Origin of the sequence: Croceicoccus ponticola, from assembly GCF_004004515.1 — a bacterium.
Lineage (GTDB): Bacteria > Pseudomonadota > Alphaproteobacteria > Sphingomonadales > Sphingomonadaceae > Croceicoccus > Croceicoccus ponticola.
In genome coordinates, this window is sequence record NZ_RXOL01000001.1 from 1,254,344 (window position 1) to 1,264,975 (window position 10,632).

General features: G+C 59.8%; 11 protein-coding genes. 3 read left to right on the forward strand and 8 right to left on the reverse strand.

The window, feature by feature from the left end:
• The first annotated feature begins 39 nt into the window (after window positions 1–39).
• Entirely contained in the window at window positions 40–1,107 is a 1,068-nt protein-coding gene (locus tag EKN06_RS05990) for an OmpA family protein (RefSeq protein WP_127611888.1), read from the forward strand.
• Window positions 1,108–1,200: 93 nt separating this feature from the next.
• Here EKN06_RS05990 and queC read toward each other — a convergent pair whose 3' ends face one another.
• The 5 genes from queC to EKN06_RS16075 all read right to left on the reverse strand — a co-directional run bounded on the left by queC (window position 1,201) and on the right by EKN06_RS16075 (window position 5,815).
• Window positions 1,201–1,884 carry a 7-cyano-7-deazaguanine synthase QueC gene (gene queC / locus EKN06_RS05995; protein WP_127611889.1) on the reverse strand — a complete coding sequence of 228 codons (684 nt, stop codon included), beginning with the start codon at window positions 1,882–1,884 and terminating at the stop codon, window positions 1,201–1,203.
• A gap of 39 nt (window positions 1,885–1,923) precedes the next feature.
• Window positions 1,924–2,823, reverse strand: a complete 900-nt coding sequence (gene hslO / locus EKN06_RS06000; protein ID WP_127611890.1) for an Hsp33 family molecular chaperone HslO — start codon at window positions 2,821–2,823, stop codon at window positions 1,924–1,926.
• Window positions 2,823–3,752, reverse strand: coding sequence for an ornithine carbamoyltransferase (gene argF, locus EKN06_RS06005; protein ID WP_127611891.1), 930 nt, complete (start codon window positions 3,750–3,752; stop codon window positions 2,823–2,825). Before argF ends, hslO begins: the two co-directional genes overlap by 1 nt.
• Window positions 3,749–4,927 (reverse strand): aspartate aminotransferase family protein, encoded by a 1,179-nt coding sequence (locus EKN06_RS06010; protein ID WP_127611892.1) that lies wholly within the window; start codon window positions 4,925–4,927, stop codon window positions 3,749–3,751. The genes argF and EKN06_RS06010 overlap by 4 nt, the downstream gene beginning before the upstream one ends.
• Before the next feature lie 123 nt (window positions 4,928–5,050).
• Window positions 5,051–5,815: a cold-shock protein gene (locus EKN06_RS16075; RefSeq protein ID WP_127611893.1), complete on the reverse strand. Its 765-nt coding sequence runs from the start codon at window positions 5,813–5,815 to the stop codon at window positions 5,051–5,053.
• A 251-nt stretch (window positions 5,816–6,066) separates the two neighbouring features.
• Between EKN06_RS16075 and EKN06_RS06020 the strand changes: the two genes are divergently transcribed.
• Window positions 6,067–6,873 (forward strand): TerC family protein, encoded by an 807-nt coding sequence (locus tag EKN06_RS06020; RefSeq protein ID WP_127611894.1) that lies wholly within the window; start codon window positions 6,067–6,069, stop codon window positions 6,871–6,873.
• Window positions 6,873–7,307: a protein tyrosine phosphatase family protein gene (locus EKN06_RS06025; RefSeq protein ID WP_127611895.1), complete on the forward strand. Its 435-nt coding sequence runs from the start codon at window positions 6,873–6,875 to the stop codon at window positions 7,305–7,307. The genes EKN06_RS06020 and EKN06_RS06025 overlap by 1 nt, the downstream gene beginning before the upstream one ends.
• A gap of 75 nt (window positions 7,308–7,382) precedes the next feature.
• Here EKN06_RS06025 and EKN06_RS06030 read toward each other — a convergent pair whose 3' ends face one another.
• From EKN06_RS06030 to EKN06_RS06040, 3 genes are all read right to left on the reverse strand, one after another.
• Window positions 7,383–8,708, reverse strand: a complete 1,326-nt coding sequence (locus tag EKN06_RS06030; protein WP_127611896.1) for an ammonium transporter — start codon at window positions 8,706–8,708, stop codon at window positions 7,383–7,385.
• 24 nt (window positions 8,709–8,732) lie between these two features.
• A complete protein-coding gene (locus EKN06_RS06035; protein ID WP_127612024.1) occupies window positions 8,733–9,071 on the reverse strand; it encodes a P-II family nitrogen regulator in 339 nt (112 codons plus the stop codon).
• A gap of 233 nt (window positions 9,072–9,304) precedes the next feature.
• A complete protein-coding gene (locus tag EKN06_RS06040) occupies window positions 9,305–10,630 on the reverse strand; it encodes an ammonium transporter (RefSeq protein WP_127611897.1) in 1,326 nt (441 codons plus the stop codon).
• Window positions 10,631–10,632 lie beyond the last annotated feature (2 nt).

Genomic DNA, 10,632 nt, shown 5'->3' on the forward strand with positions numbered 1-10,632 from the left:
GCCTCGATCAATAGAAATTAAATTTAAGGGGAAACGCTTATGCGTAGACTGGTGATTGGACTCGCAATGGCCTCGACGGCTCTTGCTTCACCTGCTCTGGCTCGTGATGATGCATGGTACGTGGAACTCGACGGCGGCGTGATGCTAACCGAAGATACCGATGTGCGTTACGGCAGCCAGGTTGATGCTGCTGCACTTGACTGGGATTACGGTTACGATTTCGGTGGAATCGTGGGTTACGATTTCGGCATGTTCCGGCTCGAAGCCGAAACGGCTTATAAGGGCGCTGACGACGATGGCGCAACCATTCTTGGTCGCGATTATGGCGACAATCAGATCGCAGCGAATTTCAACTCGCTCTCGTTCATGGTCAACGGCCTGGTCGATTTCGGTGACGATGATGGCCTGCAGGGCTTCATCGGCGGCGGTTATGGCGTAGCCCGGACCAAGGTCGAAGTTTCCGACTTGGTTGACGATTCTGATACGAGCCCGGCTTGGCAGCTTCTCGCTGGCATTCGCGCTCCGTTAACGGACCACTGGGACGTTGGCCTGAAATATCGTTATTTCCACCATGACGATATTGATCTGATTGCCAACGACGGCGCTACTGTAGATCACGACATCACCACGCATTCGCTGCTGGGCACGCTGACCTATAACTTCGGCATGGCACCTCCGCCGCCGCCGCCGGCTCCGCCGCCCCCGCCTCCGCCGCCTCCGCCGCCCCCGCCGCCCCCGCCGCCCCCGGCGTCGGTCTGCAACACGGGCCCCTACATCGTGTTCTTCGATTGGGATTCGGCTGAGATCACGCCTGAGGCTTCGAGCATTCTGGACAGCGCAGTCGCAGCTTATGCGGACTGTGAAAGCGTTCCGATCATGCTCGCTGGCTATACCGACCGTTCGGGTTCGGTGCAGTACAACATGGGCTTGTCCGAGCGTCGCAACGATTCGGTCCGTGGTTATCTCACTGCCCGCAGCATCCCGGCATCGGCAATCTCGAGCGAGGCTTTCGGTGAAAGCAACCCGCGCGTGCCGACCGCCGACGGTGTCCGCGAACTTCAGAACCGCCGCGTGGAAATCACGTACGGTCCTGGTTCGGGCATGTAAGTCAGCGATCTATTCGCAAAATGGAAAAGGGCCGGAGAAATCCGGCCCTTTTCTTTTGTTCGTGGAATTGGTCACAATATCGCCCCGACCGGCTCAAGCGTAGTGCAAGGGATCTTCCCTGCCAGCCCTCTCAAACCCTTCGAGGCGCAATCGACAGCTATCGCATAGGCCGCACGCAAAACCATCCGGAGTTGGATCATAACATGACCAACTGGCCGCGGGATCGAGGCCAAGCCGATAGGCTTCGTCAACGATGGCTGCTTTCCCTAGAAATTGAAGAGGCGCGTGAACGGTAAAATTACCGCCATCGCTGCCGACTTTCGTGGCGAGCCGTGCCAAATTCTGAAATCCCTCGATAAATTCCGGCCGGCAATCCGGATAGCCTGAATAGTCGAGGGCGTTCACCCCTATGAAAATGTCCCGCGCACCCAAAGCCTCTGCCCAAGCCAAAGTAAGCGAAAGGAACACGAGATTACGCGCCGGAACGTATGTCACGGGAATGTCAGATCCGACGCCGGTCTTCGGGACGGGGATGTCATCGGTGAGGGCTGAACCGCCGAATGCTCGAAGATCGAGGGGAAGAACTACGTGCCGTTCGGCGCCCAGCGATTTTGCGATGGTCGTCGCGCTTTCGAGTTCGCGCCTGTGCCGCTGGTTATAATCGATCGTCAGCGCATTCAGGCGATATCCCTGTTCGTGCGCTATTGCCGCCGTGACCATGGAGTCCAGCCCTCCTGACAGGAGGACAACCGCCGATCGGTTTGTATGTTCGCTCATACCTTCGCGCTATACGGCGCATTCGCGCTGTTCAAGGTGTTACACAGCCACCTTGAATATCTTCGAACAAAATGCGCAATCGACATGTACGAGGCCATCGTCTTCGCGCATTTCCGCCCTTTCAGCCTCCGCAAACCGGCCAAGCACGTCAGCGAAGTGCGCCGCTGAACAGCGGCAACCGCGCGAAACCGCGGTCAGCTTTTCGGTTCGGATCTCATCTTCTTCATGGAAAAGACGCCACAAGATAGTTTCAAGCATGGTCTGCGGATCGACAAGTTCCGCATGGCGCACACTGCCGCCCATGATCGCCACATGTTCCCAATCGGGATCATCATAACGCACGTGCAGCCGTTCCCTGCCCTCTTCGCCATCAGGTAGATGTTGAACCAGAATGCCGCCCGCGACCGCGTGCTCGCCGTCTGACCTCGCCGCGACGCGGATAAGGGTGGGAAGCTGTTCGGATTGCCGGAAATAATGTTCGCAAGCTCCGCTCAGGGTGTCGCCATCGAGCGGTACGATGCCTTGATACCGACCTCCATCGAGCGGCAAATCGAAGGTGATCGCAAGATAGGCATTGGCACCGAACAGAGCTGGTAGCGGTGGATTGGCGCCAAGCGCTACGATGCGACCGCGATCGACCTCCGCATAGCCTCGCAACGCGCCTTCCCGATAATCGCACACCAGCAGCGTCACAGCGCCTTCCTCGGACTGCGCCTGCATCGTGAGCTGGCCTTCGTTTTTCAGCAATGATCCCATCAATGTGCACAGGACAAGCGCCTCTGCCAGAAGGTTCTTGACAGCCGGAGGGTAATCGTGCGCCGCTAATATTTGGTCAACCGCAGGCCCAAGGCGCACGCTACGCCCGCGCACTTCGCGCGAGGGAAGAGTGAAGCCCAGAACACGGTCAAAACCGGTCTCGTCGGTGTCGACTTGATCCATCAAATCTGCCCGAACGCCCAACGCAAGACCGATTTCTGCGCATGAATCCGATTTTCGGCCTCATCCCAGACAGCGGAGTTCGGCCCTTCGAACACGGATTCGCTCACTTCGTCACCAACGTGAGCCGGCAGGCAGTGCAGAAACAGGGCATCCGACTTTGCCTTGGTCATTAGCGCATCGTTGACTTGATACGGGCGCATCACCGCCAGCTTTTCGGCTGCTTCAATCTGACCCATCGAAACCCAGGTATCGGTCACGATGATATCGGCGCCGTTGGCTGCTTCATGTGCGTCGCGATAAAGCGTGACCTTCGCCCCGTTGACGCGCGCCTGTTCGACGATGCTCATTTCGGGCTCGTACCCCACGGGCACAGCATAGCGGACGTTGAACTTCATCAGGCCCGCCGCTTCGATGAAGGACTGTAGCACGTTATTCCCGTCGCCGAACCACGCGACCTCCAAGCCCGGCAGTGACCGGCCGCGCTCCACTATCGTTAGCAAGTCGGCAACGATCTGGCAGGGATGCGAACGGTCCGTCAGCCCATTGATCACAGGCACGGTTGCGTGTCGGGCGAGTTCTTCGATCTTGGCGTGATCGCCGGTACGGATCATGATGGCATCGACCATCCGCGACAGGACACGCGCAGTATCGGCGATCGTTTCTCCGCGCCCCAGCTGCATGCTCCCCGATTCCATGACCATCGCGCTCCCGCCAAGCTGGCGCATCGCGATGTCGAAAGAAACGCGCGTTCGGGTCGAGCTTTTTTCGAAGATCATTGCCAGTACGCGCCCGGCGAGGGGGGCATCGTCATCCAGCTGCCCCTTGGGCGCCGAGGCGCGCGCTTGCTTGCGGTCGATAGCGTCGTTGATCATCGCGGCGACAGCTTCGCCGCCGGCATCCGAGAGATCGAGGAAAGACCGAACGCTCATGGGGTGTAGTCAGCCGCCCCTGCGGACAACTTCTCCATGAATTCGTCAATATGTTCATCATTGATGACAAGTGGCGGCAGGATACGGAAGACGTTGTCACCCGCAGCCACCGTCAACAGCCCGTGATGATCACGCAAGTGCGCCACGAACTGCCTGCTTTCGACCGCCATCTTCACGCCCAGCATCAGCCCCAGTCCACGCACCTCTGAAAAAAGATTCGGATAGTTGCCGATGAACTGTTCGAGCCGCCCGCGCAGCTTTTCGCCCATCTCGCGGACATGCGTCAGAAAGTCGTCATTTGCGACGGCGTCGAGCACTGCATTGCCCGCGGCCATCGCCAGCGGATTCCCGCCATAAGTGCTGCCATGCGTGCCGATAACCATGCCGCGCGCCGCTTTTTCGCTGGCAAGACAAGCTCCCAATGGGAAGCCGCCGCCAATTCCCTTCGCCGTCGCAAGAATGTCAGGCTCGATGCCGTACTGTTCGTAGGCATAAAGCGTGCCCGTCCGCGCCACGCCGCACTGCACTTCATCGAAAATGAGCATCAGGTCGTTGGCGTCGGCCAGTTCGCGCAGGGCATGGATGAAACCCTTGCTCGCGACGCGGATGCCTCCCTCGCCTTGAACCGGTTCGACCATGATGGCAGCCGTATTCGGGCCGATCGCAGCCTTTACGCCTTCCAGATCTTCGAACTCGACATACCGGAAGCCCGGAAGCAGCGGCATGAAGCCCTTGTGCATCTTTTCCTGATTGGATGCGCTGATTGTCGCCATCGTGCGGCCATGAAAAGCGTTCTTGAACGTGATGATCTCGAAACGCTCTTCATTCCCGTCATGCTGGTGGTAGGCGCGCGCTGTTTTCATCGCAGCTTCAACCGCTTCTGCGCCGGAATTCGTGAAGAAAACCGTGTCGGCAAACGTTAGGTCGACCAACCGTTCGGCCAGTCGCTCGCCCTGCGGGCTGCCATAGAGGTTGGAAACGTGCATCAGCGTTTCCGCCTGCTGCTGGATCGCGCCAATCAGGCCAGGGTGCGAGTGCCCCAGGAGATTGACCGCGATGCCGCTCGCGAAATCGAGAAATCTGCGGCCATCTTCTGAAATCAGATGGCAGTTATCACCGCGAACCGGCCGCACGCCACAACGTGGATAGACCGGCATAAGGGGCGTAATCGACATGGCAGAATCCTCGATCGGAAAATAAAAACGAGAAATGGCGGCCCCCAAAGGAGCCGCCATCAATCACCGTTTATGGCATGAGCGGTGCCGGGTCAATTCGCCGACACTTCAGACATTTTCGGGTCAGCCCTGAACGGGCACCAGGTTGACCGCGGAGTACTTACCGCGTCGATCCATCTCTAGGTCGAACTCAAGCCGGTCGCCTTCGTTCAGAGTCGAAAGACCCGACCGCTCGACCGCGCTGATGTGAACGAACGCATCAGGCTCGCCATCTTCGCGCGTGATGAAGCCAAAGCCCTTCATCGCATTGAAGAACTTCACGGTTCCAACCGCCTTTTCGCCGGTCAGCTCACGCTGGGGCTCTTCCCGCTTCTTTTCTGCGGGCACGACGTCGCCTACAACCTGCAGGTCGCTTGCCGAAATCTTGCCGCCACGATCGACCAAATTGAATTCGAGGACCTGGCCTTCGCCAAGACCTTCGAGCCCGGCCCGTTCGACAGCACTGATGTGAACGAAGACATCTTCGCCGCCATCTTCACGCTGAATGAAACCGAAGCCTTTACCGGCGTTGAAGAACTTTACCGTTCCCTTGCCGGTTCCGACCACCTGCGGAGGCATGCGACCGCCGCCGCCAGCACCGCCGCCAGCTGCGCCGCCGCGGAAACCGCCACCGCCGCCAGCACCAGCGCCAGGGCCGCGGAAACCGCCGCCGCCACCGGGACTGCCACGATCACGATCGCCAAAACCACCGCGATCGAAGCCACCGCCCCGATCTCCGCTGTCCTGACCGTAACCGAAGCCACCCTGCGAGAACGGGTCGTAGCCCTCTTCGCCAATGTTATCGCGCTTGTCGCGGCTCCGGCCGCGACGACCTCTGTCATAACCCATAAAACGAAACGTACCTTAACTCTCGCCCTTCTCTCGATCGCCATGGCCTGAGGACGGACAGGTGCCGGACGATTGCATGCCGAACATGTCCTTTCGGCATTAATACTGCCGCCGTCATACGGCATTTACCGGCCATTGGCGAATGTTTTGCGCAAGGCTTGCATTTTTTGGCAAGCGTGCTGCCCGATTACCATAGTGCGCCGGGGTGAAGGCTCTTGCACCCGCTTGACCGGGCGGGCAGATAGCCCGGCATGGACATCATTTCACTGTTGAGCGACCCGACTGCATGGGCCGCGCTTTTCACCCTCATCGTTCTCGAAGTCGTGCTGGGTATCGACAACCTCGTCTTCATCGCGATCCTGTCGAACCGCTTGCCGGAACATCAGCAGAGCAAGGCACGGCGGATTGGTCTGGGGCTGGCGCTGTTCATGCGCATCGGCCTCCTGATGCTGATCGGCTGGCTGGTTACCTTGCAGACGCCGCTATTCGACCTTGGCATCGTGGGCACCCCTGGCCCGCATGGGGAAGCCAGCTTTGAAACCGCGTTTTCGGGTCGCGATCTCATCCTGATCGCAGGGGGCCTGTTCCTTCTGTGGAAGGCCACGACCGAAATTCATCATTCGATGGATCCCGAAGGCGAATCAGGTGCCGTGCTTGACAAGAAAACGGGCATGCAGGCGGCAACGATCAGCTTTGGCGCGGCCATCGCCCAGATCATCGCGCTAGACATCGTCTTTTCCATCGATTCGATACTGACCGCCGTTGGCATGACCGACGACATTCCGATCATGGTAGCAGCGGTCGTCATCACGGTGACGATCATGCTTTTCGCCGCCGATCCGCTCGCACGCTTCATCGAATATAACCCGACTCTTGTCATGCTGGCGCTCGCGTTCCTCGTCATGATCGGGCTCGTCCTGATTGCCGATGGCTTTGGCTTCCATGTGCCAAAGGGTTATATCTATGCCGCAATGGGCTTTTCGGTCGGCGTTGAATTCCTGAACATGATGCAGCGTAATCGCCGCGCGAAAATAGCTGCCGCATTGGAGCATGGATGATGACTGACTTTCGGGAGATCGACGACAACCTGCTGGCCAGTCCGCAGATCAGCGTGGAGGATGTCGCTACCGCCAAATCGCTTGGCGTGACACTGATTATCAACAATCGTCCGGACAACGAATCGGACGATCAGCCCGCAGGGGCCGATATCGAAGCCGCGGCCCGCGCGGCAGGGATCGATTACGTCGCGATTCCCGTAGGCCACGCCGGATTCGGCCTGGGACAGGTCGAGGCTATGCGCGATGCGCTCGACCACGCGAACGGCAAGGTCCTAGCCTACTGCCGCTCCGGCACGCGATCCACCCTACTTTGGGCATTGGCGGAGGCGAAGGCTGGCAAGAACCCTTCGGTTATCGCGTCAAAGGCTTCCCACGGCGGTTATGATATTTCGCCAATCCGCCAGATGGTGGAGATGCTCTCAGCTGGCGGCTGAGACGGCTCTTCTAGCTCGTATAAAAAGGGCCGGAGGCGAAACCTCCGGCTCTTTTTCATGACGAGCCCGCACAACTCAGCTGTTGTAAGCGCGTTCGCCATGTTCGCCGAGATCGAGGCCCATGACCTCGGTCTCTTCAGTGACGCGCAGGCCGGTAACGAGCTTGGCGATGTAGATCGCGATCAGCGTTCCGACAGCGGCCACCACGACAGTGGTCGCAACAGCATAGACCTGGGTCACGATCTGCGCACCCATGACGTAATCGTCGCCGCCCGGACCGCCGAGCGACGGGGCAAAGACGACGGCCGTGCCGATGGCACCGACAATGCCGCCGATGCCGTGGATGCCAAAGGCGTCGAGCGAGTCGTCATAGCCAAACGCCGGCTTCACCTTCGTGACGAAGAAGAAGCAGATGATCGAGGCCACCGCGCCCAGCACGATCGCGCCGAACGGACCCGAGTTGCCCGCAGCAGGCGTCACCGCGACAAGACCGGCGATCACACCCGAACAGAAGCCCAGCGCCGAAGCCTTGTGACCCATGGCCCGTTCCGCCAGCATCCAGAACAGGGCACCTGACGCCGTGGCGACAAAGGTGTTGATCATGGCAAGACCGGCCGAACCGTTAGCCTCGAGCGCGGAACCCGCGTTGAAGCCGAACCAGCCCACCCACAGCAAGCCCGTGCCGACCATGGTCAGCGTCATGCTGTGCGGCGGCATCGGCTCGCTCGGGAAACCCTTGCGCTTGCCCAGCACGAATGCCGCGACCAGCGCCGAGACACCGGCGTTGATGTGGACCACCGTGCCGCCCGCAAAATCGAGAGCGCCCATCGCGAAGAACACCCCGCGCGCTTCCCACACCATGTGTGCGATCGGGAAGTAGACGATCGTCAGCCAGACGGTGGCAAAGATCATCACCGCCGAAAACTTCATGCGTTCCACCAGCGCACCCAGCACGAGCGCGACGGTAATGGCCGCAAAGGTCATCTGGAACGAGATGAAGACATATTCGGAGATCACTTCGTCGGTGAACGTCGCCGCAGTCGAATCCGGGGTCACGCCTGCCAGGAAGAACTTACCCCAGCTGATGTATTGGTTGCCTTCGGGACCGAACGCGAGGCCGTAGCCGTACATCACCCAGATCAGCATCGCGAGCGCCGCAACGGCGCCGATCTGCGTCATCGTCGAAAGCATGTTCTTCGAACGGGTCAGGCCGCCGTAGAACAGCGCAAGGCCGGGAAGGATCATGAGCAGGACGAGAATCGTCGAAGTCATCATCCAGGCATTGTTGCCAGGATTGGCTACCGCAGCAGCCGCGTCCGCAGCCTCCTGCGCAAAAGCGGTCGTGGCGGCAAACATCGACGCTCCAAGCATCGCTGTGCCGCATGCAATCTTGCGGATCATGGAAAGCCCCCTTGGATCGATGTATCAGAGCGCGGTGTCGCCCGTTTCCCCGGTGCGGATGCGCACAGCCGAAGCGAGGTCGAGAACGAATATCTTGCCATCCCCGATGGCATCGCTGTTGGCATGCGACTGGATCGTTTCGACGATCTGCGGCGCAAGTGCGTCCGATGTCGCAATCTCAAGTTTCACTTTCGGCACCATGTTCACCGAATATTCCGCGCCGCGGTAAATTTCAGTTTGGCCTTTTTGCCGACCGAAGCCTTTGACCTCCGAAACCGTCATGCCGGCGACGCCAAGCGAGGCGAGCGCCTCGCGCACTTCGTCCAGCTTGTGCGGCTTGATGACTGCGATGATATATTTCATCGAGATTGCCTCTTTTCGCGCAAAATTTTCCGGCACCCCGCCGGTCGTCCAGTGATGCATGTAATGCTGCATTGCGCAAGCAGCTTGGTTTCGCGCCTTCCCTGAAATGCAAAAAAAGGGGTCGGAAAGCGGCTGGCTTTCCGACCCTTTAAGTGACGTTCGCAGGAGGAACGTTGTATTGGCGGAGCGGGGAGAGGAGAGGAGGAACCACTCCGCCAAAACTGGTAGTGAACTCAGCTGTTGTAAGCGCGTTCGCCATGTTCGCCGAGATCGAGGCCCATGACCTCGGTCTCTTCAGTGACGCGCAGGCCGGTAACGAGCTTGGCGATGTAGATCGCGATCAGCGTTCCGACAGCGGCCACCACGACAGTGGTCGCAACAGCAAAGACCTGGGTCACGATCTGCGCACCCATGACGTAATCGTCGCCGCCCGGACCGCCGAGCGACGGGGCAAAGACGACGGCCGTGCCGATGGCACCGACAATGCCGCCGATGCCGTGGATGCCAAAGGCGTCGAGCGAGTCGTCATAGCCAAACGCCGGCTTCACCTTCGTGACGAAGAAGAAGCAGATGATCGAGGCCACCGCGCCCAGCACGATCGCGCCGAACGGACCCGAGTTGCCCGCAGCAGGCGTCACCGCGACAAGACCGGCGATCACACCCGAACAGAAGCCCAGCGCCGAAGCCTTGTGACCCATGGCCCGTTCCGCCAGCATCCAGAACAGGGCACCTGACGCCGTGGCGACAAAGGTGTTGATCATGGCAAGACCGGCCGAACCGTTAGCCTCGAGCGCGGAACCCGCGTTGAAGCCGAACCAGCCCACCCACAGCAAGCCCGTGCCGACCATGGTCAGCGTCATGCTGTGCGGCGGCATCGGCTCGCTCGGGAAACCCTTGCGCTTGCCCAGCACGAATGCCGCGACCAGCGCCGAGACACCGGCGTTGATGTGGACCACCGTGCCGCCCGCAAAATCGAGAGCGCCCATCGCGAAGAACACCCCGCGCGCTTCCCACACCATGTGTGCGATCGGGAAGTAGACGATCGTCAGCCAGACGGTGGCAAAGATCATCACCGCCGAAAACTTCATGCGTTCCACCAGCGCACCCAGCACGAGCGCGACGGTAATGGCCGCAAAGGTCATCTGGAACGAGATGAAGACATATTCGGAGATCACTTCGTCGGTGAACGTCGCCGCAGTCGAATCCGGGGTCACGCCTGCCAGGAAGAACTTACCCCAGCTGATGTATTGGTTGCCTTCGGGACCGAACGCGAGGCCGTAGCCGTACATCACCCAGATCAGCATCGCGAGCGCCGCAACGGCGCCGATCTGCGTCATCGTCGAAAGCATGTTCTTCGAACGGGTCAGGCCGCCGTAGAACAGCGCAAGGCCGGGAAGGATCATGAGCAGGACGAGAATCGTCGAAGTCATCATCCAGGCATTGTTGCCAGGATTGGCTACCGCAGCAGCCGCGTCCGCAGCCTCCTGCGCAAAAGCGGTCGTGGCGGCAAACATCGACGCTCCAAGCATCGCTGTGCCGCATGCAATCTTGCGGATCATGG